Source organism: Acetobacter conturbans (assembly GCF_011516755.1).
GTDB classification, from domain to species: Bacteria; Pseudomonadota; Alphaproteobacteria; order Acetobacterales; family Acetobacteraceae; genus Acetobacter; species Acetobacter conturbans.
Genome location: NZ_WOSY01000015.1, coordinates 23,161 through 48,510 on the forward strand (window position 1 = coordinate 23,161; position 25,350 = coordinate 48,510).

Here is a 25,350-nt window from a genome sequence, read left to right on the forward strand (position 1 = left end):
GCCGATCTCAGATATAGCATAATTGATGGTTTTTCATTCTCGAAACGAGAACGCATGAATCCCTTTTCAAAATTTCTCATCTACTTTCTGGCTGTCGCGCGCCAGCAATCCATCCGCAAGGCCGCGGAAGAACTGCGGATTGCCGGATCGGCCATCAACCGGCACATCCTTCTGGGTGAGCAACAGATCCAGACGCCGCTTTTCGAGCGCCTTCCCTCGGGAATGCGCCTGACGGCAGCGGGGGAGCTGCTTTACGCCTGCGCACGTCGCTGGATGAAGGATTTTGATGATCTCAGCCGCCAGATCGATGATCTGAAAGGCATACGGCGGGGGCAGGTCAATCTGCTGGCCCCGGAGGCTCTTGCACGGGCCTTCCTGCCGCAGCTTGTCGCCCGGATGAAGGAGCATCACCCCGGCGTGGTGCTCAATGTCAGCATTCAGGATAACAGACGGATCTACGAAAGATTGCTTGCCGGGGAAGGGGATCTTGCTCTCGTGCTTGACCCTGAAGACATGCGCGATGTCGTGGTGGCGCGACGCATTTCCTTCCCACTGGGCTTCGTCTGCCTGCCCGGACATCCGCTCACGCAACATGCTTCGGTGCGGCTGGCGCAATGTGTCGATTATCCGATGATCATTCCGGAACAACCGCTGGCCCTTTCCTCAGTGTTTGCAAAACTGGTGACTGCGGGACGCGCCACACCCGTTGTCGCCGCGCGGGCAAACAATGTTCAGATGATCCGGTCGCTTGTGGCTGAAGGGATTGGCATCTGTTTCCTGAGTTATCTGGATGTCATGTCAGAAGTGACAAAAGGGGAGCTCGCATTCGTGCCGCTTTCCGGATCGGCCATGCCTCATCTCACTCTTGCACTGGTCTATGACCGCACCCGGCAGCTTTCCCGAACAACCCATCAGGTGGGGCGTATTGTCGAAAGCATTATGTCGGAAGGCCGCGAGTTGGCGGCACCGCCTGTCGGCGAAGGAAAAGGAGACCTGTCAGTCCAATGAATGCGATAAGGGCGTAGGCCAGCCCGGCATTCAGGCGTGTCTGGGCGAACACGGGAAGAACTGCGAGCAGGAGTGCCAGTATTGCGGAACACAGTCCGGCCAGTAGCGATATCTTGCGACCTCCAGCCTGCCGTTTGCTGATGTGCAGGCAGGCAAGAGAGGCCATGAAGTAGCTGAAGATGATGATCGTGCCGGATGAACCGAGCAGCACCGCATAAACGCGGGATGGCGACCATGTCGCGGACAGGACGATGAGTGTTTCCGTGAAGGCGGTGATGGAAACGGCAAGAAGTGGAACGCCACTTGATGTGGAGCGATGGAGTTTCGCCGGGGCGCAGCCAAGTGTCGCCAGTTCTCTCAGAACGCGCGAGACCACATATTTCGCTGAGTTCAGGCAGGAGACGATCGCTATCAGCGTCACGGCTATGGCGAGTCCTTCCGTTCCCGGAATGTGCAGATCATGCATGACCAGCACAAAGGGGGACTGGCCCGGAATGATATCCGTCCAGGGGCGGAGAGACAGAATGACAAGCACCGATCCCAGATAAAACAGCAGGATGAGGAAGGGCAGACGCATCACCGTCCGGCGTACATTGCGTCGGGCATCTTCGCTGTCCACGGAAGCGACAAACGCGATTTCGCAGCCGGTGAATGTCTGGACAATCATCGGCACGACGGCGGGGATCGCCCAGACCCCCAACGGGAAAAATCCTCCGTGGCCCAGCATGTTGTCGTGAATACGGGCCTCGGCTCCCGGTGTCGTCATGGCCCAGAACACACCAGCACTTATGAAAAGTGCCAGAGCGATCAGTTTGAAAATCGAAAGGATGCCCTCGCTGAGCCCGTATATGCGAACCGGCAACATGTTCAACAGTAGCCCGAGCGCCACCAGTCCCAGAGCCCCCGGCGTGGAAGGCACATCAAGCAGATGCCCGATGATGATGCCGCCCGCGACCGCCTGTGCCCCCGCAGTTACCACCCATAGGAAGGCATAACTCCATCCGGTGACGAAGCCACTGTGGCGTCCCAGAACTGTGGCCACATGTGAGATGAAAGAACCGCGCCCCTCATGGTGAAGCGCCAGTTTTCCCAGAAGGAGCATGACGATCCAGACGAGCAGTCCCGCCGCCAGATAGGAGAGAATGACGGCCGGACCAGCCGCCGCGATGGTGGCGGACGTGCCGACGAACAGGCCCGCGCCTATGATTCCGCCGACCGAGATCATGGAGACGTGCCAGTCCGCAAGTTGCTGCGTCTGCAATGGCTTTTGAAGAGAAGAGACACGCACTTCAGAGGACAACGGTAACTCCAGATTTTTTACAGACACGTCTTGGAGCCCTTTTGAAAATTCCTCTTCCAGACCGGAAGAATTCAGTGTGGGCAGAGGTGAAATATGAAACCGCCGGAAGCAGCCAATCAGGCGTTTAACGGCTTCGCGGAAAGCTTGCGGTTGAAGGTGAACAGCACTTTCCAAAAGGACTCTCGGGAGAGAAAAGAGAGGTGCCCCAGTATGGTCATGCGATGCACGATACGTCGATGCGCTCGATCACCGTTCCGTGCGCAATATTGCGGGAGAGGAGCGGTGACACCGGAGAGCGCCGCGTCGTCATCACGCCATGACCAGCGGTTGGGGATGCCAGTCTGGCAGGATGTCGAAACAGGCAGGCCGCATCATTCCATGCGGTGTTTGCAGCCACATGATGGTTCAAGCTGAGCGGTCCGTGTAAAAGAAACGGCATGAACTACCGACACGCCTACCGTGATATAGAACAGGTATAAGACATTGACTTCACAGTATTATTTTTTCAGCGTGAAAACACTGTGAAAAATCGTCATATAGACCCATTTTATTTCTTCTAAAAGTGGCATTTTTTTCGATTCGGATCAAGGGGTGTTCTTAATCTGGACATTTTCAGGCTGATTTAGCGCCTTCGGATAAAGATTTTTTAGCTGTGCTTTTTAGGTCTGACAGCGTGCATTTCAGGCGCACTGGTGACGCTGATCCAGTCCTGTAATGTGGTCTGATTGGTGGAATTGATTAACATAGGAATGATTATGTCTGACGTGGTGGTGCATCTTGCCGGTTCTGATCTGACTGCCCTGCTTGACCACATACCGACGGCAACTGTGTCGGGGTGGCAAACTTTCGTTGCCGTCGGAACGCCCATTGTCACGGCGGCCACATCCATCATCACGGCCTGCGTCTTGATAGCAAACAGAAAACTGACAAAAGACTTAGCAGAATCAAATATTATTCTTGCAAAGGAAAATAAAGAAATATCAGAAAAAAAATTAAACTTAGATATGTTTAACAAAAGATGTGAATATATTATTCCTGTAATAAAAAATAGCCTTATGTGTATAAATTTTCTTGATTTGGTAAAAAAAGGTGATGAATCTGCAAAGGAAGAAATATTTAATTGTCGCTTATATATGAAAGAAAATGAAGATGTAATAAGGTGTTTACTTTCAACAGAAACAAGAAGATATTTTGATGCAATGTATGATGGTATGCGGAAATGTTTTCATGGTAAAGAAGCAAATATTTATAAATTTTTTGATTCTTCTGAACTTTCATCACATTATTTTGGTGCATTATGTGATAATATAGAAAAATTTAGAAAATTGTATAATTTATTTCTATTATCGTTGTATAAAAATGAATTTTCAGGATTAGGTATTGTATTGATTAAAGAAAATCAGCCTGAATAGACTAACCATTCAGGCTAATTTCCCACAAAGGATGATGACTGATTACCTTGCCATCTAAAATACTTACAGGCTTCTATCTGTTCATTTAAGGTCGATTGTCAAAAAAAGCGTTTGTCGTGAACTTACCTATTGCGCCGATGCTGGTCATTTCCTTTTTTCAAAATACCCCTATCCCCCCTTACGGGGCAGGACGGGTCGATATGTGTGGTGTGCATGGATAGCCCGTGCCTATGTGTTCAGGTAATGCCCTTACATATCCCAAGAACGGCACCAGAAGCCTGTACGCCGGGTCAATGATTTAATAATATATTATTCCCAGAAGAAGAAATTTGATAAGCTGTGTGTCGGCCTTCAGACCGGAAACAGTCCCTGCATAGAAATGATTAAATGATGTCTATTGCTTAGTGATGTTTTGCGCCGGTTATACCTTGAATTTTCGTCATAAAAATCAAAAACATCAATAAAAAAAGACTAGTGAAATCAATCATCAATCCTTTTTTAGTAACTAAACAGAAAATAATATATTATTGATAATTTCATTATCTTTTATATTTTTGACGTGCATCCCGTATGTTTTTTATTAAATTATCATGGCTGGTTTTTCCGGTCCATGATGTCAGCGCATCAAGAAGTGTCCTGTCATCAACCACATTATCACCAAAGCGGGTGCCGCAATATCCAACCATGTGCGCGATGAAAGATGCCATCACAGAACCTTGGGATTCTGCGCCAATGTATGCCGCCACTTCTTTCGGGTCAGCGACGTTATAATCACCGGAATGATTAAAATAAGGACGTTGTGGATTGATAATTTTTCCATGAATTGCTTTTGCTTTAGCGGATTTTTCCATTTGGCGCAGGACATTTTCACGGGCAATTCGTTTGTGTTCGTTCGCCATCAACGGTGATGATGATGCATTGTCCAACGGTCCACGGTTCTGAACCGCCCATGATTCACATTCAATACCCGTCGCCCGGTTAGAACCGGGGACATAAAATTTTCGGGCAATGTTGGTGCATGATTTATCCATCACCAGCCCGAAACGGTCAAAATGTGGGACCAGTGCATTATATAACATTTTGTTTTCTTCATTGGACATAATGGAATCGGTCACATGGATAACGGCACGGCATTTTTCCTTTTCACCGGGCACATAAGACATTGTGGTGTGCAGATAATAATCACATCCCAATGCATCCAGTGCCGTCGTGATATTGGCGATTGTGTTCCCGGCATCATCGAAATCCAGCCCGAATAAATGGGTGGGTTGTGCCAGTGCGTTCATCGCACGTGGAAAGCCCATTTCAGGGCAATCGTTCAGACGACATGGCAACCACAACACATGACCGGGGGCATTTTTGTCGTCATGCCAAACGATGCGATGTGTTTCCATTTCCAGAATGAACCCACGGAAATCATCATGGGTTTGTTCGGGGTTATTCATGCGGATGACATGGGTTGCCGGTGCGATGGTGAATTGATAACCCGACATCACACACCCCCATTTTCACGGGCAATGACACGCGCCATGCGATGTGATGCGCCAGTATTTTTAGCGGTTGCATATGTGTGGTTACGCGCGACATCATGGACCAGTTCATGACCCGTCAGGAATGGCACGTGACCCGAAATGTCATGTTGTGGTGGTGTTGCCGTTGGTTCGGTTCGTGGATTGGCGGCATCAATTAAATCATCAACCGTGGCATTATAAACGGGTGCCGGTGGGATTGGTGCATCATCCCGTTCGTCATCGTCATGTTCGTCCGGGTCAACATCCACCGGACATCCATCGCGTGCATCAATGAATCCATCCAGAACCCACCATTTTTTATTGGAAAACTTAAACCAATCAGGATGTGCAGAAAATTCCGATTTGAAGTGTGGTTTTGTGATTTGTTCATATCCAAGCGATTTTGCCCATGCATTATATCCATTAAACAGATCGTTGATTTTTATATATTGGTTTTTATCGGATTTTTTAGATGCATCGGTTGATATATAATCAGCCAGATTTTCAGATTTAAGAAATTGTTCGATAAGTGAAAATGAATTAGCAATAACCTTTTTTGCCAATTCCGTTTGTCGATATTTCAATACGTCCGTGTCGATTTCCATATAATGACATAGTTTCGCCAACGCATGTGCCACATCATCATCATCGTATTTCGACGTAATGTCATCGGCGGCACGTTTACGTCCATCGGTGATTGACGTTGATTCATCATTGAACGTGCGGATGAATATGGTTCGTCGATCAGTGGAATCAGTTTTATATGGTGTTAGTGAATTCGAAAATAACCAATAATTCGCCATGTTGGACACCATGCGTTGATCACGATATTTTTGCGTGATGGCAATGGTATTTTCGATAGTGGTAGTTTTTATTTTTTGATTAAATTCATCATTATTCGATTGATTTTGTAATTCATTCAGAACGATAAACGTGTGATTGTCGGCCCATTCGTTATATGGGCCGGTGGGATTGGATGGTGATGTGCATAATGATTGACCAATCATCCGCACCATCAGATTTTCAAGGTAATTTTTTCCCATGCCGCCGGGTTGTCCACACAATGCCAGATTGGTGCGAATATTAAACCCCGGACGCATATAATTCATGGCGATATTGTGTATCACATAACGGAATTCATATTCGTCATCGTTTGCGGTGTCATGTATAATATCCCATAATTCATCGAAATTTTTATTGCCGCGTTTGTTGCATAAATTGATACGTATGATGTCATTTATCACATCGGATAACATGGTTTTTTCATCATCGGTAAATGGTTCGTTTATTGGTATATTGATACCGTCATTGCGATATGTATTTTTCATAATGACACCATTTTTCATGAACACATGGTCGCCCATGGGCCAGAATCCATCACCACCGGATACGTCCCACATTGATGCATCGTTCATCATCCATTCGATGAAATCCATTGCCGGTTGTCCATCCGGGTGGTTTTTTAATTCACGATGTATGACGTTGGCAGCATCAGTTTTTCGGGAATAATCGTTCCATTTACGTGCGGTATTGATATAAATTGACCATTCGCGTTTGGCAAAATTAGGGACGCATATACCAGCAATCGCACGGGCGAAATCGTTATAAACCGCCAGATTGGCAGGATTTGTGTCCGGTGTTAATGAAGCAAAGGCATGTTTTTTACCGGTGGCGGCATCGGTGATTTCGGTTGTCGTATATAACGGATACGATGTGATGTTAATCAGTGGAAAAGTGCATTTCGTAAATGCATTACAACCAGCAGCACGTTCATGCCACATTGGTATTATTTTTTGATTATTCATAATATTTTAGTATTTTCATTGATTGGCATTGCAACGGGTGAATTTGCCAAAAAAAATGGTGTCACCCCGACCAAAAGATGACACCACAAGATAACGAACATAAAAATATTATGAAAACGGGCAATCAATCCCGTTACAGGTATTTATATACCATAAAAAATCAATTATTATGTTGCGTTATCAATGGGTCGATGCATTTGGTCAGTCAACCGTTGATGATTTATTTATGCCATATTTCGTTATGATTTGTCAATGAAATAGTAATCAATGCCTTACGGGACCAAAATCGCACCCGTCCAGACCAAAAAAGGACCAAAACTGGTCCCGGAAAAAATGGCAGCCTTCTGCGGTTTTTGATGCGTTAGGACCAAGGGGACCATTTTTTTTTAAAACTTCTATAGTAAAAATATATAGGGGGGACATATAAGAAGTTAGTTTTCTTTTTTTGGTCCTTTTGGTCCCCTTGGTCCTGTGTGTGATGCATTTAACTTCATAGCCGCATGGATTTGGGTATCAGCTTGTCTTTATATTGTTCCAGCGATGTGTGGTCGTAATGCTTCCTGATCTGATCTACGCTGGTTCCACATGCTTTTGCAATCAGGTAGGCATCTAAACCGCGTTCAAGCTGACTGGTGATGTAATAATGCCGGAAGCTGTATGAACTGCGTCGGACACCACGATAATCAGTCTGCAATCCGGTCTTTTTCAGAATCCTGTTCATTAACACGTTGGTATAATCTGACTTCTTCCGTGATGTGCTGCAAAAAATGAAATCGTCAGGACTTGGCACATGGCCGAAATATCCATCGAACAAGTCCCACATTGTCGCTAAATCAGAACCAGCCGCAGGAAACGGAATAGCCGTTCGGTGCTTCTTTTTGGCGTGGACAAGAATTTTAAAGTCTGACAGGGCATCACATGACCAGCCCACAAGGTCTTTCCAGCGGAGCCGCAAGGCTTCGGTGGGACGTAAGCCGGTGTTAATCATGAACCCTGAAAATGCCCATATCAAAACACGGTCATATCGTTCCCTGATATTCAGGTCTTCCGCTGTAATGTCCTTCTGCGCCTGATTCATATACAGGGCGATTTCATCCGACTTAAAGCCGGGACGTGCTGATGTCGCAACTGGTGGTCTTTCCCATGTTATCAGATTGCGAATATATCCGTTATCATGCAGCCATCGGACTAACTGGTGCATTGCAGCATTGTTGCCTTCAAGTGTGCTTGATGTTGGATAGACCTTCAGATTAGCTGGAATACGTCTTTGAAAGACGCGATTTCCACGATGAATGGTCCTATGCGTCTGTTCTTTTCCCGGTCCTGTAATCCAGTAATTGCAGCGCCATTCAATAAACTTGTTAATTTCATGCGTATTCAGAAATTGTGGTGTTTTCTTATGGAAGTATTCCATAAAATAGGAATCAATAAATTTCTTGTGTTGTGTATATCTTGTCAGGGTCAGTTTCCGCTGTTCAAGACGTTCTTTCAGAAACGCATGAAATTTCGGCATGACGTGCTGGAAATTATCATTCTTAACAGGAAGTCTGTGTTCGATCTTGGCCTTATAGCCGTAATAGACCGAAGCAGCCTTTTCATCTGCTGTGGCTTTGTCCTTTGTCCGCAGGCTTTCACGTATCAGGCCGATTTCCGGCAAGCTGAACGAAACCCACCAATTCGGCGAATCTGGACGACGGAAAACAGTGTAAAGGATTGACATTCAAGACCTTCTATGAACGTGCAAGCCAAGCCAGCGTGAAAAGGGCAACGTGAAAACAGCGTGCAGACACCTTATAAAAGTGCTTTGTTTTCAGTCGCTTAATTTCCAGCGTGAAAGGCGCGTGAAAGATTTTGTGTCAGGTAAGTCATTGATATTAAAAGGAAAAACATGAACTACCGACACGCCTACCATGCCGGCAATTTCGCCGATGTCATGAAGCACGCCCTCCTCTACGCACTGATCCGCGCCCTCAGCCGCAAGAGCACGCCGTTCACGGTGCTCGATACGCACGCGGGCATCGGCCTGTATGACCTTTCCAGCCCGGAAGCGCAGGCGACGGGTGAATGGCGTGACGGAATCGGGCGACTGCTCGATCTTCCACCGGAAACGCCGGACCTTGCACCCATCGCCGACTGGCTGGCGCTTGTCCGCCAGATCATGCGCGAGCATGGGGCGCGTATGGTCTATCCCGGATCGCCGGACCTCGCTGCTCATATGCTGCGTCCGGCTGATACGCTGGTGTGCTGCGAATTGCACCCGGAAGACCAACGCTATCTCAGGCGGTTGTTTCGCAACAATCCGGCTGTATCCGTCCATCATCGTGACGCCTATGAGGCCATCACCGCCCTTCTGCCGCCGAAAACAGCGAAGCGGGGACTGGTTCTCATCGACCCGCCTTTCGAGAAACGGTCCGAATTCGGCGATCTGGTGCAGGCTGTCGCAAAAGCACGCCAGCGTTTTCCCGGCTGCATTGTCGCCGTGTGGTATCCTGTGAAGCATCGGGCACCGCCCCGAGCATTCTTCAATGCGCTGAAGGATTCCGGACAGCGAAACCTGCTCAACCTCGAACTGACTGTGCGGCCGCCGCTTGATCCTGAAAAGCTGAATGGCTGCGGTTTGCTGATCGCTAATCCGCCTTTCAGATTTGATGAGGAATCTACAGCGATTCTTTCCACGTTGTGTCATCATCTGGGGCATGGGGAGACGGAATCCCTTGTGGAGTGGATAGTGCCGGAATGAAGCGAATTGCAGTCATAGGCGCAGGATCGTGGGGTATTGCTCTGGCGCTTCAGGCGGCGCGATCCGGGGCCGAGGTGCAGTTGTGGGCGCGGAATCCTGCTGCGCGGCTGCCCACTGGCGCGATGCCGCGTCTTCCCGGTTTTCCGCTGCCATCCACTGTCACCGTAACCGACAGTCTTTCGATGGACGCCGACATGGTGCTGTCGGTTGTGCCCATGAAACATTTCGCGGCGGTGTTGGCGCGTCTGGAGACGGCGGCGCCCGTCGTGCTCTGCTGCAAGGGCGTTGAGCCCGACAGTCTGCGTTTTCCCCTCGATATCCTGCGCGACATTCGCCCTGACCTGACAGGCGCGGTTCTGTCCGGCCCTAACTTCGCTCATGAGGTGGCCGCCGGACTGCCCGCTGCTGCCGTCATCGCGGCCGAACAGCCCGGACTGGCCCGCACTCTTGCCGACGGTCTCGGGACTCCGCGTTTCCGTCTTTATGACAGCTTGGATGTCGCTGGTGTGCAGTTGGGCGCAGCCGCGAAGAATGTCATCGCCATCGCGTCCGGCGCGACGATCGGTGCGGGGCTTGGGGAGAATGCCCGCGCCGCGCTTGTCACGCGAGGACTGGCCGAGATCACGCGTCTCGCCGAGGCCCTTGGAGGGCGCGCCGAGACGATGGCCGGGCTGGCGGGCATCGGGGACCTCATGCTGACCTGCACGGGCGGCTCGTCGCGCAATTACCGGGTCGGGCTTGCGCTGGGGCAGGGCGCCACACTGGAACAGACGGTCGCTGACCTTGGAGGCGTTGCGGAAGGGGTGGCGACGGCTGGGGCACTGGCACGACTGGCGGGGGAAAAAGGCGTCTCGGTGCCGATCATCGATGCGGTGACGGAAGTGGTGAGTGGGAAAACACCTTTGCAGGACGCGATGATGCGTCTGCTGACGCGACCGGCGAAAACAGAGAGTTAAGTTTCAATAGCTTTCTGCTGAGTGAGAATGCTCCTGGGGGCGCGACCGGTGTGTCTCGGTTAAGTAGAAGCGGAGTGTCCGTGAGCTGTCGGAGCGCAGAAAATGCGCGTCGGATGGCCAGCGGAAAGCCGTTGAAACAGCCTCTTACTCTTCCACTTCTGTCGCGACGATGCGTCCGCTGGTCATGTCGGTCAGCCGTGTGACGACATCCTCCATGTGCACGACCGGCACGGCCACGATATAGGCAGCCCCGGTTGCATCGAACTCTTCGCTTTCCACGACCGCATCCAGTCCGGGCAGGCGTGACCCGACCAGCGCCAGATCGCTGAACGGGCAGTGAAACGTTAGTCGCACACGCTCCACCAGTTCCACGCGGGGCGCAAGTCGGAGACATTCCGCCGCCGTGCCGCCATAGGCACGGACCAGTCCGCCCGCGCCAAGCTTCACACCACCGAACCAGCGCGTGACGACCACCGCCACCCGGTCCAGCCCCTGCGCCTCGATGACCTGAAGGATTGGACGACCCGCCGTGCCGCCGGGTTCGCCCGCGTCATCACTCCGATAACGCGCGCCGATCTTCCACGCCCAGCAATTATGTGTAGCGTCGGGGAAAGAAACCTCCCGGATGAATGCCAGGGCAGCCTCTTCCGTCTCGACCGGCATTGCCATTGCCAGAAACCGGCTTTTCTTGATGTCCTTTTCGAAATCCGCCCGACTGATCAGCGTTTCCACCATCAGTCGGCTCGCCAGACCCACAGTTTGGCAGCGCCATGCGCCCGGTCCGAAAGGATTTCGACGTTCTCGACAGGACAGGTTTCGTCCCGACCGGTTTCCGTCACCACCAGCGCTCCCGGTGCGATCCATCCAGCGCCCCGGAGCGCGGATAACGCCTGAGCGGGCAGGGATTGACCATAGGGAGGGTCGAGAAACACCAGCGTGCAGGGTGCGTCCGTGCGAGGTGGCTTCAGCACGCTGAACCCATGAATGCGCGACACATCGCCCATTCGGCACGCGTTCACGTTCGCTCGCAGCGTGGCAAGTGCTGGACGGTCCACCTCGAAGAACGTGCAGAATGCAGCCCCGCGAGACAGCGCTTCCAGTCCCAGCGCTCCGGTGCCCGCGAAGCCGTCCAGCACGCGCGCGCCTTCGAGACAGTCGCGGCCACCCCATGGCGCATGGAGCAGCATGTCGAATAGTGCCTGCCGGACGCGGTCAGCCGTCGGACGGGTTGATTTGCCTTCGGGGGCGACGAGCGCCTTTCCGCGTCTCGTCCCTGCGATGATCCGCATCAGGCGCGCCGCTTGCTCCCGATATCCACGTCACGCGGGATCTGCGTCCGCATCACCTTGGCAGGTATTTCCTCAAGTTCGCCGGGCTTCAGTTCACCAAGCGGGAAGGGGCCATAGGATGTGCGGATCAGTCGGCTGACATGGAGGTTCATTGCGACCATGACGCGCCGGATTTCGCGGTTCTTGCCTTCACGCAGCGAAACGGTGAGCCACGCATTGTCGCCCTTGCGGGAGTCCAGCGCGGCTTCGATCGGGCCGTATTTCACCCCCTCGATCGAGCAGCCCTTCGCCAGTCCGGCCAGCTCCCGCTCGTTCACGGCACCGAACACACGCACACGATAACGGCGCAACCAACCATTGGAAGGCAGTTCGAGCCTTCGGGCCAGTGCACCGTCATTGGTCAGCAGCAGCAGGCCTTCGCTGTTCAGGTCGAGCCGTCCGACACTGACAACACGCGGCATGCCTTCAGGCATCTTTTCGAACACGGTCGGACGCCCTTCCGGATCACGGTGCGTCGTCACCAGTCCGTCGGGCTTGTGGTAGCGCCAGAGCCGTGTGTGCTCGGGTCCATGGATCAGTTTATCATCCACCGACACTGCATCTGTGGCAGTGACAAATGTCGCCGGATGTTCGACCACTGCACCGTTCAGCTTGACGCGGCGTTCTGCGATCATTCTCTCGATATCGCGGCGGCTGGCAACGCCGCTGCGCGCCAGCCATTTGGCGATCCGGTCGCCACGATCTTCAGTTTTTTCGTTTACCACACACCGTCTCCCGACACTGTTTCATCCTGCGCGGCCTGTATAAAGGCCGCAAACAACGCGCTGTCACCCGGATCGATGAGAAATTCCGGATGCCACTGAACCCCCACGCAAAAGCGCGCGGAGGGGTATTCTATCGCCTCGATGATACCATCTTCCGCTCGGGCGGAGACCCGTGCGCGGCCCGGCGTCCGCACGGCCTGATGGTGCGAGGAATTCACGGCCATCGTACCACGCCCAACGATCTGTCCGAGCAGCGTATTCTGTTCGATATGCACGATATGCCCGGCCTGATCGCGCGGGTTGGGTTGCTCATGGGGAAGGGCGTCGGGCTGTTCGGTCGAGATGTCCTGTATCAGCGTTCCCTCCAGCGCGGCCGCCATGAGCTGCATGCCGCCGCAGATGCCAAGCACCGGAATATTGCGCTTCAGCGCAGCTTCAAGGAGCGCCATCTCGGCGGCTGTCCGGGCTGGCTTCAGCGTGGTGGTGGTTTCCGCGCGGGGCGTCCCATACAGTTTCGGGTCGATATCGAACGCGCCGCCGGTCACGATGAGGGCGTCTAGACGGGCGACGACCTGTTCGGCAAGACAGGGCGCGTGCGACAGGGCAACAGGCAGGCCACCAGCCTTGACCACAGCTCCCATGTAATTGGCGCGCAGCGCATACCATGGGAAGGCGGAATACTGACCGGAGCCTCCCGGTTCCTGATCGAGCGTGACGCCGACAAGGGGGAGGGGAGCGAACGAAGACATGCGCTCCCCTTAGAATAAACGCGGGCTGGCGTATATGCCCGCGTGACCGGGAGACCGTGTCTTATCGCGTGGTATGACTCATCCGCTCGACCTTGACGGGCGCGGGCGCGAATTTTGACGTGAAATGATCGGAGGCGGCAAATGCGAAGCCGAGTGTTGCGGCGGCAAGAACCAGTGTCAGACTCTGCATGACGTCCTCTCTTCCGCTTACAGGCCGGTCTCCCCATGAGCCCGGCGAACGGTTGGCCTGAAGTAATTTTTTCTTCACTTCGCCGTATGGCGGCTGAATAATTGTTACAGGCTGATGAAACACACTGTGACAGATGGAAAGTTGAGGAATCAAGGAAAAACCGTGGCAATCCGACATTTTTTTGCCATGAAAAGAGGGCGTCGAGTATGAAGCGTTGAAACAGAACGTGATGAGCGAAGATTGTACGAGAAATCCCGGCGGGATAACCCCTTGTGTTGCAATGGAAACGGCGCTTATCGCGGCCTGTTCCGCCGCCGCACGCGGAGAAGTGCCGGTGGGGGCCGTCGTTCTCGATGGAAACGGTGTTCCGCTGGCCATTGCCGGTAACGAAGTGGAACAGACCCACGATGCCTCGGCCCATGCCGAGTTGCTGGCGATGAAACGGGCTGCGCAGGCGCGCGGGACGACCCGCCTTGAGGATTGCACGCTCGTCGTCACGCTGGAGCCCTGTCCGATGTGCGCCGCCGCCGCCGTGCATTTCCGCGTCCGGCTCGTGGTTTTCGGTGCCTATGACCCAAAGGGCGGCGGAATCACCCACGGCCCCCGGGTGATTGACCATCCCGCCTGCATGCGGCGCCCCGAGATCATCGGTGGTGTGCGGGAGACAGAAGCCGCCGGATTGCTCCGGTCTTTTTTTCGCGCACTCCGCGGCGCTGGCTGATCAGGGTTCCCAGCTAACGCAGGTTTCATCCCGCCGTATGGCTGGTGTTTGACGCGTGCAGGCAATTTCCCTTTCGTATCAAGGAGACGGATTGCCCTCGCTGCCGTCTCCCCCCATCATCGGCGCGGGCCGCACAGGCGGTCCGGTTCAAGGGATTTATCGGAACAGACATGCCATTACAGAATTCGTCGATCCGCCAGACCCGCAAACGTTTCATGACGACAGCCGCCGCTCTTGCCGGTCTTGGCGTCGTCGCGTTTGCATCGCCACTCGCGTCGGACCTTGTACCGTCCGCGCTGGCTGACACTCCAGGCCCCATTCAGCCAACAAGCCCGAACCGGACAATCCCCGACTTCGTCACCCTCGTGAAACAGGTGAAGCCGGCGGTCGTGTCCATCACGGCGATGATTCGTCCGGATTCGGTCGGGGAGGGTGAAGAGCAGGGCATGCAGCAGCAGTCGCCTTTCCCGTTTCCGTTTCCCTTCCAGATGATGCCGCAGCAGCGTCAGCCGGTGGAAGCGCGTGGTTCCGGCTTCATCATTTCCGGTGATGGTTATGTCGTGACCAACAACCATGTCGTCAAAGGCGCGACCAAGGTGACGGCCACGCTTGATGATGGCACGACCCTTCAGGCGCGTGTGGTCGGTCGCGATCCCAAGACCGACATCGCGCTGCTGAAGCTGAACAGCACGAAAAAACTGGCGTTCATCGAACTGGGCGAGTCCGACGATGTCCAGCCGGGCGAATGGGTCATCGCCGTTGGCAACCCCTATGGTCTGGGCGGCACGGTGACGGCGGGAATCATCTCGGCGCTGGGTCGCGACATCGGCGACGGTCCCTATGACAATTTCTTTCAGGTCGATGCGCCGATCAATCGCGGCAACTCCGGCGGTCCGCTCATCACGCAGGATGGCAAAGTCATCGGCGTGAACACCGCCATTTTCTCACCATCGGGTGGCTCGATCGGCATTGGCTTCGCTATTCCGTCGGATATCGTGAAAACGGTCGTCACGCAGTTGCAGAAGACCGGTCACGTGACCCGTGGTTATCTCGGTGTCGAGGCACAGGTCATTTCGCAGTCGATGGCGAGTGCACTCAATCTCAAGCCTGCCAGCCCCGATGCGCCTCCGGCAGGAGCGCTGGTTGCGAACATCACGCCTGACAGTCCGGCGGCCAAGGGTGGCATCAAGGCGGGAGACGTCATCGTCAAGCTGAACGGCAAAGCGGTCGAGACACCGCATACGCTTGCCGTGAAAGTGGCTTCCATCGCACCGGGAACGGATGCGACGGTGACCGTGCTGCGCAATGGCGTGCAGAAGGATCTCACCGTTCATATCGTGAACCAGTCCACCGCAAGTAATGCGACGGGCGGTGGGGCCGGGGCTCACGGCGAGAAGATCGGTGTTTCGCTGTCGCCGCTGACCAGTGACATGCGTCAGCAGCTCGGCCTCGACCACTCGGTTCACGGTGTTGTGGTCTCCGATGTGCAGCCGGGCTCGCCCGCCGATCAGGCTGGCCTGCGTCCCGGTGATGTGATTCAGGCCGTGGGTGAGCAGGCGGTGGACACGCCTTCTGCAACCGTGACCGCCGTGACCGCCGCCCTGAAGGCGCGCCACGCCGTGCTCCTGCGGATCCTGCGTGAAGGACAGTCGCTGTTCGTGGCGATTTCTCTTGATGGCAGCTCGGATAATGCTCCGGCATCGCCCGACGACGATAACCAGTAATGCATCTGGGCTCTGTTCATTGATCGTTGCAGGCGGTCAATGAACCCGGTCGCGAACATTGTTTCAGGTCAGAAAATAAAAAGGCACCCCCGGTAAGGAGGTGCCTTTTTTATTTTCGTGGGATCACCCGCAAACAGATGGGGCCTTTTTTCGCTTTCGACTCTCAATGATGGTCGTCTGATTCCGAAAGCCGCCATGGGAAAGCCTGTGGGCTGCACAGGGAAATCAGGAGAGCGGAGATGATCACGACGAGCGCGACGGGCGTCAGGACATTGAAGCCCATTGACGAGAGCACCTGACCGCCGAGGGCCGATCCCAGAAGGATTCCCACATTGCTCGCGCTGTTGATGGCGGCGCCAGCCACGTCTGGTCGTGTGGCGTTGGCCCGGATGGCTCCTGACATCACAAAGGGAACGATGGCGGAGAAACCGATGCACCATATGGCGATGGCCACCACGCACTGCCATCCCGACAGCACATGCCCATACATTAGCCCCATGCCGATCAGCATGAAGATGCCGCTGGACAGCAGACCCCCTGCCGGCCAGCGATCGACTGTCAGGCCCGAAAGCCATAGTCCAAGGATGCTCAGGCTGCCGGTGATGAGCAGGGCGATGCTCAACTCACTCTCGACAAGGCCATGATCGAGAAGAAGCGGCGTGACATAGGTATAGAGAAGGTTGTGAGCCAGAAAGAAGATGGCATCGACCAGAACGACGAGCAGGAAACTACGCATTGCCGTGCCTGAACGCATGGAGGGAACCCCGCCCGGCGTGGCAGGTGAAGTGGCGACGCGGGGCAGCGCAACGGCGACGCAGACCAGCAGCAGCGTCGTTAGTCCCGTCATGATAAGCATGGCGACGCGCCAGTTGGTGAAATGACCGATGGCGGCGGACCCCGGCACGCCCAGAATCGCGCCGAGCGATGTGCCGCCATAAACGAAGGCAATCGCGCGTCCCGTCATCTTGGCCGGGACCAGTCGGGCGGCGTAGGCCGCGACAACAGACATGAGCACGGCATGGGCTGTGCCGCCGATCATACGCCCAAGGCACAGGATCAGAAACGTCGGGGCGAGCGCCACGGTCACGTTGGACACCATATAGCCCCCAAGCGACACAAGCATCAGCAGTTTCCGGTCAATGCCGCCGGTGATGATGGTCAGGGGAACCGCTCCGAACGCGACCATGAGCGCAAAGGCGCTGATGGCCAGCCCGGCGGAGCCTGTCTTGATATGAAATGTCTGGGCCATGTCGATCAGGAGGCCAACTGGCGCCACCTCACTGGTCAGGGCGGTGAAGGTGCATGCGAACAATGCACACAGGCCGACGATGGCAGAGCCCGGAAGGGATTTGAAAAGCATATTGCCCTTGAACGAAAACTTGAAACCAAAAGTTTCAGGGATGGAGACAGATTCAGCCATACCCCAACATGGTGGAAGATTCGTGTGTTGTTTTCGTACAGGCTCAATGTGAAAGCGGTGAACATCTCTGGCGCACGGATATGGGCCAGAGTTTCCTCGGAAAAGTCAGGATTTTCCGGGCTGCGATGATGACTCGGCTGACCAGTGCTGGAGCGCGTTTTTTAGCAACGTGGATGCAGGAATATCCTTCTCCGAGCCCGGCAGAACGAACGTCACTGTTGCCCAGATCACCACAAGCAGCGCCGCTGCCGCGATATAAGGCACGAAGGACGGTTCCTTCATGGGAGGACGTTTTGCCCCCCCTACTTCATTCGGCTGGCTGAAAATCGATTCAGGCTTGTCCATGCAGCACCGACTGGAACTCGTCCCACTCCCGGCGTGACAGACCGGAGCTTTCCTGCGTGATGGTCTCGCCCGCCAGCATCCGGCGCAGAAGCGAGATCATCGTGGCGGAAAACGTGACGGCGCCGACGCGATATTCCTTGAACGCCTCGGCTGCGATCGGCACCCATGCCTGCATGATATCCAGCATGATCTGGGCGTAGACGCGGATTTCATACTGCGCGTGCGGGTCGATGCGCAGGGACAGGAAATGCATCAGGTTGTGCAGATCGACCTTCCAGTACCACTGGGTATAGGTGTTCAGCGTCAGGTTCATCCGCGCCAGTTCGCGCGCCAGCCCGGGGCCGTTATCCGTGTCCAGCAGGTTTTCGTAGGTGTCGTAGCAGCGGATGGCATCATCGCGCAGCAGGTTCAGCACCTTCGCGGAATTCTCGGCGTCCAGAACATCGCCGCGTCCTTGCCGGTTGCTCGCGCTCTGCGCCGCCATATGTTCCGGCGCGGGCAGATAGAACTCCCGGTCGAGGATGGAATAGCGGGCGGAATATTCGTTCACGTTGGCCGTGCGGTGGCGAATCCACTGGCGGGCGATGAAGATCGGCAGCTTGATGTGAAGTTTGATCTCGCACATTTCGAACGGGGTCGAATGGCGGTGTCGCATCAGATAGCGGATCAGGCCGGTGTCTTCCGACACCTTCCGGGTGCCACGGCCGTAGGACACGCGCGCCGCCTGCACGATGGCCGCGTCATCGCCCATATAATCGATCACACGGACGAAGCCGTGGTCCAGAACCGGGTAGGCCTTGAAGAGAATCTCTTCCAGTGCCGGAACGGTCGGGCGTCTGGTCTCGGTCGTCGTCTGGCCATGCTCTTCGATTTCGGTGCGCTGCGCGTCGGTCAGGGGCATGGTCAATCTGGCCTTGTGTCTGAAACTGAAATGGCGGCCGCAAGGTCCGCAATGGCTTGGCGTGTCGTCTAGCACAGGGCGAGCACGGCATGGAACGGCCTCGGCACGCGGACGATACGAATGAGTGCGAAACGAAGGAAGGAGGGGGTGCCTTTTCCCCTATAAAGACGGAATGGCTTCTTTTTCTTCTGGCGGGGTTCCGCCCGTGCGCTCCATGCGGCTTTTCGCCGAGTTCCTGCTTGTCTTTGTCTGCGGCCCCCTGCTCGTGCTCGCGTTCCACAAGGCAGGCGTTCTGTTCGGTTTGCTATGGGGTGCGGCTCTGCTCATCTGGCTGGTGGGGAAGCAACAGAAGCCCGAGCCGCACGACAGGAAACGGGAGCTCAGGGAGATTGCGCTTCGCTTCCTTGTGCTAGCGCCGATGATCACGGTGCTGACATGGGTGATATGGCCGCAGACTTTCCTGCAACTCCCTCGCCAGCGGCCCCTTTTCTGGCTCATCATCATGGTTCTTTACCCGCTGCTGTCGGTGTGGCCGCAGGAAATGCTTTATCGCCGTTTTCTGTTCACCCGTTACGCACCGCTATTTCGTTCACGGTCGGCTCTGGTGCTGGCGAGCGCTGTCAGCTTTGGGTTTGCCCATGTCATTTTCCTTAACGGGGTCGCCGTGGGCATGACGCTTATCGGTGGTTTTCTGTTCGCACGGGATTACGCGCGGCATCGATCACTCTTCCTGGCCTGTGTGGAACACAGTCTTTATGGCTGCCTCGTGTTTACCCTGGGGCTGGGGCGGTTTTTCTATACGGGGGCTGCCTGGCATGGGCACTGAACGGGGAGCGTGGGCCGGAGGAAGACGCAGACTGATCTTGAACATTTCCGAGGGATAGAGAAGAGCTGAACGCGGTTTTTCCGGGTCATAAATGACCGTGGCGTTTTGCCGTAGTTTCCGTAGAGTATCATTTCCCTGATCGGGTAAGTTGATCAATGGGAATGTGGGTCGAATCATTCTGACCCGTCCATCCTGATCGGCATACGCGCACCAGATCTTCAAATGGCGTGCTTTGTTTTTCCAGACGATACGGGAGTAGGTCACAAGCCCGGCTGTCGCATTGCCCCATGCGAGGAGCTTCCTTTCCTTTCGCCACATCAAAATGGTGAGGTACAGGCTGCCAGCTGTCACAAAACCAGAGATGCCGATCAGAGAGGCAAGGACCTCAATAAACTGAGTTTTCCGGTGCGCGATATCGAAGTTCAGTTGGTTTTCTTCAGGATTTGCTGGCAAATATATGATTATGACAGCTTCCCCCACTCTTTCGCGGCAGGTGGATGTCAGGCTCTGACTTTGTTTGCCATGAACGGTTTTTCCATCCACCGTGGAGAACACGTAGTTTAACAGGCATCTTCTATGTCCGCGGTCGCTAACGAGTTGCGCGTGTTCTACCCGGCCAGTCGCTGTTTTCGCGCTTTTTTGCCAATGATTGAGCGAAAAATATTCACCGCAGAGTAAGCCAGCGATGGGTATCAACCCCACCAAAAGCATGGCACCTAAAGCCCACCCTGCATCTTTGTTAACCCGTCGGCTGACTACGTTGCGCGGGCGCGGGCCATTGAGTTCGTTCGGGCTGCTCCATGAAAGTGCCGTCAGGCGCCCGGGATCAGGCTTGTGTTTCGGTCCGAAAAAATGACTGAAGAGCCTCACCCCACCATTAATCTGCCTCTGAAAGCCGCCGGCAGTCATGATCCCGTGCATTTCCTATGGGGGTGAATGAAAAATAGTGGGGGTAAATCGATGGTAAGCCAAGGGGGAGGTAGGGATATGCTCCAGAAAGACCTTGCGGAAAGAAACCGGTCTCCTTATCTTCACCGGTGCAGGAGGGTTTCGGCCCTTGGCTATGGCGATAAACGGAACGTAGAATAAGCGTTGTGGACCCGGGGGCGGTACCCGGCGTCTCCACCATAAACCTTCCCGGCTCGTTCGGGATTGTGGGGACGAAACAGGCTCGACACGCGTGGTAAAGACCTTCCTTTTGCCCGGTATTGTACCACCGTCATCGGGCTATATTACAAGTGCCAACGATAACTCAGAGGTGCTCGCTGTCGCTGCATAAGCGATAAGCGCGGTTCGGGAGGGCACCGGGCAACAGAAGCTCTCCCACCTTACTTTTCTCCCACAGATCATGCTTCACCTCTCCGTGAGAGGATGTCATGCGCGGCGGCTTGCCTTCGTGCAGTCTTTGCCGCATCCATGGCCGCGATGTAACGTTAGATAAACGCATGGGTGTAATCCCATTGCATCGTAATGTGGCAGCAGACGAGGGATTTTTCCATGACGGACAACCATGATGGTGACGGGGTGGGCGGTGATCTGCCGGAGAGCGTGCTGCCTTATGACGTCTGGATGGAAGACGCTTACCGCGACGTCATGCTGCGCGCGCTCGAACATGTGAGCCGTGAAGGGCTTGCGGGCGGTCATCATTTCTATCTGTCTTTCCGGACCGACTGGCCGGGCGTGGACATTCCGTCCCGTCTGCGCGCCCAGTATCCGCATGAGATGACGATCGTGTTGCAGCACCAGTTCTGGGATCTGAAAGTGGACCGCGAACAGCGCTGTGTCTCAGTCGGCCTGTCCTTTGGGGGAGTCGGTTCGATACTCACGATTCCAGTGGCCGCCTTCAGCGGTTTCGCTGATCCCCATATCCAGCTTTCCATGCGCTTCAACCCGCGGGAAGAAGAGGCCGACGCGGCAGAGCCGACAGAAACAGTTGGTGTGGTCGCGGAGCCGGAGGAAAGCGAGCCTTCTACAGGGGAAGCTGCGGTCGTGAGTCTCGATGCCTTTCGCAAAAAGGGCCCGAAACCGAGCTGAAGCCAGAACGCTCAGCCCGAAGGCCCCATCGGAGACCGTAAGACGATGACTGCTGCTGATACCACCGTGACGAAAGCGTCGGAGCAGAAGGCCGCCTCCGGCACGCCGGCCATCAAGGAGTTTTCCTATGCGCCGCTGTTCAGCCTCGGAAAGGACGAAACGCCTTACCGCAAGCTCGATATAGGTGGTGTCATTGCCTCGGACGTGGGCGGCAGGACCGTCCTGCATGTCGAGCCGGAGACCCTGTCGGCGCTGGCTTCGGAAGCCTTCAACGACATCGCGCATCTTCTGCGTCCGGACCACCTCCAGTCGCTGGCCAATATCCTGAAGGACCCGGAAGCCTCGGATAACGACCGTTTCGTGGCGCTCGACCTGCTGAAAAACGCCTGCATCGCCGCTGGTGGTGCGTTGCCGATGTGTCAGGACACAGGAACGGCCATCGTTGTCGGCAAGAAAGGCCAGCGCGTCTGGGTCGATGGCAACGACGACGAGGCGTTCGCACGAGGTGTCTACAAGACCTACACGACCACGGCGCTGCGTTACTCGCAGATGGCGCCGCTGACGATCTTCGACGAGAAAAACACAGGCACCAATCTGCCGGTGCAGGTCGATGTTGCTGCCAATCCTGGTAATTATCATCCCGAGGAATACGACCTTCTGTTCGTTGCCAAGGGTGGTGGTTCAGCCAACAAGACGTTCTTGTTTCAGGAAACGCGGGCGCTGATCTTCAACAAGGACACGTTGCTGAAGTGGCTGGAGACCAAGATCCGGACGCTCGGCACCTCGGCCTGCCCGCCTTATCACCTCGCCATCGTGCTGGGCGGCATGTCCGCCGAGCAGACGCTCAAAACCGTCAAGATGGCCTCGACGCACTATTACGACTCGCTGCCTGACAAGGGCAACGAGAACGGACAGGCGTTTCGTGACCGTGAGATGGAAGCGGAAGTCCTGAAGCTGACGCAGAAACTCGGGATCGGTGCGCAGTTCGGCGGCAAGTATTTCTGCCACGATGTCCGCGTCATCCGCCTGCCGCGCCACGGTGCGTCCTTTCCGGTGGGGATCGGCGTGTCCTGCTCGGCGGACCGTCAGGCCAAGGCGAAGATCACGGCGGAAGGCGTGTTCCTCGAACAGCTTGAGCACGATCCGGCCCGCTTCCTGCCCGAGACGACGGATGATCATCTGGAAGGCGAGGCGATCAAGATCGACCTCAACCGTCCGATGGATGAGATCCGCAGGGAGCTGTCAAAATACCCTGTCAAAACCCGCCTGGCGCTTACCGGGACGGTGGTCGTGGCGCGTGATATTGCCCACGCCAAGTTCAAGGAGCGTCTGGAGAAGGGCGAGGGCCTGCCGCAGTATCTGAAGGATCACCCTGTCTATTATGCGGGTCCGGCCAAGACCCCCGCAGGCATGCCGACCGGCTCCTTTGGTCCCACGACAGCCGGACGTATGGATTCCTACGTTGCTGAACTCCAGAAGGCTGGCGGCTCCTATGTGATGCTCGCCAAGGGCAACCGCTCCAAGGCCGTGAAGGATGCCTGCCAGACCTATGGTGGCTTCTATCTCGGCTCGGTCGGTGGTCCGGCTGCGCGTCTGGCCAAGGACTGCATCCGCAAGGTCGAAGTGCTGGAATATCCGGAGCTGGGCATGGAAGCGGTGTGGAAGATCGAGGTCGAGAATTTTCCGGCGTTCATCGTCATTGATGACAAGGGCAACGACTTCTACGCGGGCCTGACTGGCTGACGAAAGGCAGGTGCCGGGGGAGGGAGGGCTTGCTTTCCTCCGGTGACGGCTTTCAATAGGCGGCAGGAAAAGCGAATAAGCTCCCAGAGTAAGGTTCTTGTCCCATGCGCTTCACTGTCGACCGACTGGATCACGTTGTTCTTACCGTTCGCGATATCGAGGTTTCGGCTTCGTGGTATCAGCGTGTGCTGGGCATGGAACGTGAGGAGTATGGTCGGCATAACCGCACGGCACTGAAGTTCGGCGGTCAGAAGATCAACCTGCGCCCTGAAGGCAAGGATGGCTGGGACACCGCCGAGTTCGCGACCTGCGGTTCCTGTGATCTCTGTTTCATCACGGCCGTGGCCAGTGACGATGTGATCGAACATCTCAGTGGATGTGGTGTGAAAGTGGTGGAAGGACCGGTCGCGCGTCTTGGCGCACTGGGACCGGTGACATCGGTTTACTGCCACGATCCCGACCAGAACCTGATCGAGATCGCTTCCTATCAGGGCTGAGCGCCGGAAGACCTTTTTCAGGCAGCGGGATGTCCGCTGCCTGTTTTCTTATTCCGCGGCCCGCACCAGAACGTGGTGCTTCTTTCCTGATGACAGCTTGATCGCGCCATCCACGGCATCAGCCAGCGATACGATCAGACCTTCATCCTTGACCTGCACGTCATTCACCCGCGCGCCGCCACCACGGATCAGACGACGGGCCTCGCCATTACTGGCGGCCAGTCCGGCGTCCGCAAAGAGGCGAAAAGCCGGAATCCCTGCTTCCAGATCGGAGCGGGGAAGTGCACGTGTCGGAAGTGCTGCGGTGGTCGTGCCGGTCTCGAACACTTTGTGGGCAGCCTCTGCGGCTTCCTCGGCAGCAGCACGGCCGTGGCAGAGCGCTGTCGCTTCAGTTGCGAGAATTTTTTTCGCCTCGTTGATTTCAGCGCCTTCCAGTGCGCCAAGCCGGTCACACTCTTCGATCGACAGATCGGTGAACAGCTTGAGAAAGCGCCCGACATCGGCATCCTCGGTGTTGCGCCAGAACTGCCAGTATTCGAAGACGGGCAGCTTGGCGGCGGACAGCCATACCGCGCCTTTGGCGCTCTTGCCCATTTTGCCACCGGAAGCCGTCGTCAGCAGTGGTGCCGTGAGGCCGAAGACCTGCTTGCTGTCCGTGCGCCGGACAAGGTCGATGCCCGAGACGATGTTGCCCCACTGGTCGGACCCGCCCATCTGGAGCGTCACGCCATAGCGTCGGTTCAGTTCACGGAAATCGTAGGATTGGAGGATGGAGTAGTTGAATTCGAGGAAGGTCAGGCCCTGCTCACGTTCGAGACGGGAGCGGACGGAATCGAAGGCCAGCATCCGGTTGACCGAAAAATGTACGCCCACTTCGCGCAGCAGTTCGATGTAGGACAGCTTGTCCAGCCAGTCAGCATTATTGGCCAGAATGGCGTCGCTCGGACCTTCACCGAAGGTCATCATCTGGCGAAGGCTGCGTTCGATACCGGCAATATTGGTGGCGATCGTTTCGTCCGTCATCAGCGAACGGGCTTCTTCGCGGAAGGACGGATCGCCGATTTTTGCCGTGCCGCCGCCGAGCAGGGCGACAGGGCGATGGCCATGCTTCTGAAGCAGGCGCAGCAGCATGATCTGGGTGGCTGAGCCGACATGCAGACTGTCAGCGGTCGGATCGAACCCGATATATCCGGTCACCGGGCCAGCCAGCATGGCGGTATCCAGTGCCTCTGCATCCGTGCACTGGAAGATGAAACCGCGGTCCAGCGCCTCGCGCATGAAGGTGCTGCGGAAATTACCGGAAGTGGTCTGCTCGGTCATCACGGGTCCTGTTCATCTCGCGGCGCAGCTTTACCACGACCGAACGGGAGACGGAACCGACGTCCTTATTTCCAGTTGCTGGTATCAGGAGACGA

The 25,350-nt window shown here is 55.4% G+C and carries 25 protein-coding genes and 1 other RNA gene; 11 read left to right on the plus strand and 15 right to left on the minus strand.

Features of this window, described 5'->3' with window-relative positions; genetic code table 11:
* Positions 1-54 precede the first annotated feature (54 nt).
* Positions 55-1,008, plus strand: coding sequence for a LysR family transcriptional regulator (locus GOB81_RS13540; protein WP_173570960.1), 954 nt, complete (start codon positions 55-57; stop codon positions 1,006-1,008).
* Here the strand turns inward: GOB81_RS13540 and GOB81_RS13545 are convergent.
* Both GOB81_RS13545 and GOB81_RS13550 read right to left on the minus strand, forming a co-directional pair.
* Positions 938-2,335, minus strand: a complete 1,398-nt coding sequence (locus tag GOB81_RS13545; protein ID WP_338421370.1) for an amino acid permease — start codon at positions 2,333-2,335, stop codon at positions 938-940. The genes GOB81_RS13540 and GOB81_RS13545 overlap by 71 nt on opposite strands.
* Positions 2,336-2,522: 187 nt before the next feature.
* On the minus strand, positions 2,523-2,705 hold the full coding sequence (locus tag GOB81_RS13550) for a hypothetical protein (RefSeq protein WP_173570961.1): 183 nt from the start codon (positions 2,703-2,705) through the stop codon (positions 2,523-2,525).
* Between the two features lie 358 nt (positions 2,706-3,063).
* Between GOB81_RS13550 and GOB81_RS13555 the strand changes: the two genes are divergently transcribed.
* Positions 3,064-3,720 carry a hypothetical protein gene (locus tag GOB81_RS13555; RefSeq protein WP_173570962.1) on the plus strand — a complete coding sequence of 219 codons (657 nt, stop codon included), beginning with the start codon at positions 3,064-3,066 and terminating at the stop codon, positions 3,718-3,720.
* A 539-nt stretch (positions 3,721-4,259) separates the two neighbouring features.
* Here the strand turns inward: GOB81_RS13555 and GOB81_RS13560 are convergent.
* The 3 genes from GOB81_RS13560 to GOB81_RS13570 form a co-directional block, all read right to left on the minus strand.
* Entirely contained in the window at positions 4,260-5,216 is a 957-nt protein-coding gene (locus GOB81_RS13560) for a hypothetical protein (protein ID WP_173570963.1), read from the minus strand.
* Complete coding sequence (locus GOB81_RS13565) at positions 5,213-7,036, minus strand: primase-helicase family protein (RefSeq protein WP_173570964.1); 1,824 nt, start codon at positions 7,034-7,036, stop codon at positions 5,213-5,215. Before GOB81_RS13565 ends, GOB81_RS13560 begins: the two co-directional genes overlap by 4 nt.
* Positions 7,037-7,526: 490 nt before the next feature.
* Positions 7,527-8,756, minus strand: a complete 1,230-nt coding sequence (locus GOB81_RS13570; protein WP_173570965.1) for a tyrosine-type recombinase/integrase — start codon at positions 8,754-8,756, stop codon at positions 7,527-7,529.
* Between the two features lie 168 nt (positions 8,757-8,924).
* On the opposite strand from GOB81_RS13570, the gene GOB81_RS13575 reads away from it, so the two are divergent.
* Together GOB81_RS13575 and GOB81_RS13580 are read left to right on the plus strand one after the other, a co-directional pair.
* Positions 8,925-9,776: a 23S rRNA (adenine(2030)-N(6))-methyltransferase RlmJ gene (locus GOB81_RS13575; RefSeq protein WP_173570966.1), complete on the plus strand. Its 852-nt coding sequence runs from the start codon at positions 8,925-8,927 to the stop codon at positions 9,774-9,776.
* A complete protein-coding gene (locus GOB81_RS13580; protein ID WP_173570967.1) occupies positions 9,773-10,732 on the plus strand; it encodes an NAD(P)H-dependent glycerol-3-phosphate dehydrogenase in 960 nt (319 codons plus the stop codon). Before GOB81_RS13575 ends, GOB81_RS13580 begins: the two co-directional genes overlap by 4 nt.
* Before the next feature lie 144 nt (positions 10,733-10,876).
* On the opposite strand, the gene GOB81_RS13585 is transcribed toward GOB81_RS13580, so the two are convergent.
* The 5 genes from GOB81_RS13585 to GOB81_RS17910 all read right to left on the minus strand — a co-directional run bounded on the left by GOB81_RS13585 (position 10,877) and on the right by GOB81_RS17910 (position 13,724).
* Complete coding sequence (locus tag GOB81_RS13585; RefSeq protein WP_173570968.1) at positions 10,877-11,467, minus strand: IMPACT family protein; 591 nt, start codon at positions 11,465-11,467, stop codon at positions 10,877-10,879.
* Positions 11,467-12,021, minus strand: a complete 555-nt coding sequence (rsmD, locus tag GOB81_RS13590) for a 16S rRNA (guanine(966)-N(2))-methyltransferase RsmD (RefSeq protein WP_173570969.1) — start codon at positions 12,019-12,021, stop codon at positions 11,467-11,469. The genes GOB81_RS13585 and rsmD overlap by 1 nt, the downstream gene beginning before the upstream one ends.
* On the minus strand, positions 12,021-12,785 hold the full coding sequence (locus tag GOB81_RS13595) for a pseudouridine synthase (RefSeq protein WP_173570970.1): 765 nt from the start codon (positions 12,783-12,785) through the stop codon (positions 12,021-12,023). Before GOB81_RS13595 ends, rsmD begins: the two co-directional genes overlap by 1 nt.
* Positions 12,779-13,534 carry a gamma-glutamyl-gamma-aminobutyrate hydrolase family protein gene (locus GOB81_RS13600; protein ID WP_173570971.1) on the minus strand — a complete coding sequence of 252 codons (756 nt, stop codon included), beginning with the start codon at positions 13,532-13,534 and terminating at the stop codon, positions 12,779-12,781. Before GOB81_RS13600 ends, GOB81_RS13595 begins: the two co-directional genes overlap by 7 nt.
* 61 nt (positions 13,535-13,595) lie before the next feature.
* Positions 13,596-13,724: a hypothetical protein gene (locus GOB81_RS17910; RefSeq protein WP_277876926.1), complete on the minus strand. Its 129-nt coding sequence runs from the start codon at positions 13,722-13,724 to the stop codon at positions 13,596-13,598.
* Between the two features lie 280 nt (positions 13,725-14,004).
* Between GOB81_RS17910 and GOB81_RS13605 the strand changes: the two genes are divergently transcribed.
* Positions 14,005-14,445, plus strand: a complete 441-nt coding sequence (locus GOB81_RS13605; protein ID WP_173570972.1) for a nucleoside deaminase — start codon at positions 14,005-14,007, stop codon at positions 14,443-14,445.
* A 170-nt stretch (positions 14,446-14,615) separates the two neighbouring features.
* On the plus strand, positions 14,616-16,169 hold the full coding sequence (locus tag GOB81_RS13610; RefSeq protein WP_173570973.1) for a trypsin-like peptidase domain-containing protein: 1,554 nt from the start codon (positions 14,616-14,618) through the stop codon (positions 16,167-16,169).
* 163 nt (positions 16,170-16,332) lie between these two features.
* Here GOB81_RS13610 and GOB81_RS13615 read toward each other — a convergent pair whose 3' ends face one another.
* The 3 genes from GOB81_RS13615 to thyX form a co-directional block, all read right to left on the minus strand.
* Positions 16,333-17,529, minus strand: coding sequence for an MFS transporter (locus tag GOB81_RS13615; RefSeq protein ID WP_173570974.1), 1,197 nt, complete (start codon positions 17,527-17,529; stop codon positions 16,333-16,335).
* Between the two features lie 165 nt (positions 17,530-17,694).
* Entirely contained in the window at positions 17,695-17,934 is a 240-nt protein-coding gene (locus tag GOB81_RS13620) for a hypothetical protein (protein WP_173570975.1), read from the minus strand.
* Positions 17,921-18,835 (minus strand): FAD-dependent thymidylate synthase, encoded by a 915-nt coding sequence (gene thyX, locus GOB81_RS13625; RefSeq protein WP_173570976.1) that lies wholly within the window; start codon positions 18,833-18,835, stop codon positions 17,921-17,923. The genes GOB81_RS13620 and thyX overlap by 14 nt, the downstream gene beginning before the upstream one ends.
* Before the next feature lie 172 nt (positions 18,836-19,007).
* Here thyX and GOB81_RS13630 point away from each other — a divergent pair, with 172 nt between their 5' ends.
* Complete coding sequence (locus GOB81_RS13630) at positions 19,008-19,661, plus strand: CPBP family intramembrane glutamic endopeptidase (protein WP_173570977.1); 654 nt, start codon at positions 19,008-19,010, stop codon at positions 19,659-19,661.
* Here GOB81_RS13630 and GOB81_RS13635 read toward each other — a convergent pair.
* Positions 19,557-20,570: a DUF3592 domain-containing protein gene (locus GOB81_RS13635; RefSeq protein ID WP_173570978.1), complete on the minus strand. Its 1,014-nt coding sequence runs from the start codon at positions 20,568-20,570 to the stop codon at positions 19,557-19,559. The two genes, GOB81_RS13630 and GOB81_RS13635, sit on opposite strands and share 105 nt — an antisense overlap.
* Before the next feature lie 90 nt (positions 20,571-20,660).
* Between GOB81_RS13635 and ssrA the strand changes: the two genes are divergently transcribed.
* From ssrA to GOB81_RS13655, 4 genes are all read left to right on the plus strand, one after another.
* Positions 20,661-20,989: a transfer-messenger RNA gene (ssrA, locus tag GOB81_RS13640) on the plus strand.
* 169 nt (positions 20,990-21,158) lie between these two features.
* Positions 21,159-21,695 (plus strand): SspB family protein, encoded by a 537-nt coding sequence (locus GOB81_RS13645; RefSeq protein WP_173570979.1) that lies wholly within the window; start codon positions 21,159-21,161, stop codon positions 21,693-21,695.
* 45 nt (positions 21,696-21,740) lie between these two features.
* A complete protein-coding gene (locus tag GOB81_RS13650) occupies positions 21,741-23,438 on the plus strand; it encodes a fumarate hydratase (protein ID WP_173570980.1) in 1,698 nt (565 codons plus the stop codon).
* Between the two features lie 104 nt (positions 23,439-23,542).
* Positions 23,543-23,935, plus strand: coding sequence for a VOC family protein (locus GOB81_RS13655; RefSeq protein WP_173570981.1), 393 nt, complete (start codon positions 23,543-23,545; stop codon positions 23,933-23,935).
* A gap of 48 nt (positions 23,936-23,983) precedes the next feature.
* On the opposite strand, the gene tyrS is transcribed toward GOB81_RS13655, so the two are convergent.
* Positions 23,984-25,255, minus strand: coding sequence for a tyrosine--tRNA ligase (tyrS, locus tag GOB81_RS13660; protein ID WP_173570982.1), 1,272 nt, complete (start codon positions 25,253-25,255; stop codon positions 23,984-23,986).
* Positions 25,256-25,350: the final 95 nt, after the last annotated feature.